Origin of the sequence: Streptomyces sp. NRRL B-3229, assembly GCF_000719505.1 — a bacterium.
GTDB classification, from domain to species: domain Bacteria; phylum Actinomycetota; class Actinomycetes; order Streptomycetales; family Streptomycetaceae; genus Streptomyces; species Streptomyces griseorubiginosus.
The window spans coordinates 1-908 of record NZ_JOGP01000085.1 but is presented as its reverse complement, the minus strand read 5'-3'; the positions used below and the strand labels follow the sequence as shown (position 1 = coordinate 908).

Genomic DNA, 908 nt, shown 5'->3' with positions numbered 1-908 from the left:
CCTTGGTACCGGCGTCGATGCCCGTGCCGCTGATCTCCACCAGGCCCTTGGAGAACATCCCGGTCCGTACCGCCACCAGCCGCCCGCCCGGCAACTGCACCGCGTAGCCGCCCTCGTGCAGCGCCATCAGCGCGCCGACGGGCACGGTGAGCACGTTCTCGCGGGTCTCCGAGGTGAAACTCACCCGCACCGGCGCGGAGTTGAGCCCCCGCACCACCCCGGTGTCGCGCAGGGCGACAGCGACGGTCAGCCGGGGCTGTCCGGCCGTGTCGTCGCCGCTCGATGCGTCGCTGCCGCGGACGGTGGCGCCGATGGCCGTGACGGTCCCCCGGGCCGTGGAGTCGTCGGGCAGGGTCACGGTCACCCGGTCGCCGCGCTTCATCGAGCCCGCCTCGCCCGGATCCACCGAGACGGCCACCGACTTGGTGGTGGAGGTGACCGTCATCAGGGTGCCGTCGGCCGCGTCGGCGAGCTGCGCCTGTACGCCGTCGACCCGCACGGCACCGGGCTGCACCACCACGTCGCCGACACCCAGCACTCCGGTGGCCTGCATACCGGCGGCGGTCTGCCACCGCTTGACGGCGGCGATGAGGGAGCCGGTCAGGACGGCGTCACCGCGCTTGACCTGAAAGGGAGTTGGGGATGGAGTGGGGGCGGCCGGGGTCGTGGGCGCGTCCGAGGCCGCTCCTGCGGGCGCCGGTTCGCCCGCGGTGACGCCGTCCTGCGAGACCGGGCGTGGAGTGACCCACGTACCGATCGGAGGCTGTGGGCCGATGTCGTACCCGAGTGCCCTGAGGTTGTCGGCCACCGTCCGCACGTCCGGGCCGGCGGTGCCCCTGGTCCGAAGGGTCCGGTACAGCGGGGTGGCGCCGTAGAGGACCGGCACGGGGACGTTGTCCACCCGGTAC

The 908-nt window shown here is 73.5% G+C and carries 1 protein-coding gene; it reads right to left on the bottom strand.

Features of this window, described 5'->3' with window-relative positions; translation table 11 throughout:
* On the bottom strand, window positions 1-908 hold a 908-nt coding region (locus IF54_RS0138795), incomplete at both ends, for a hypothetical protein (RefSeq protein ID WP_030327427.1).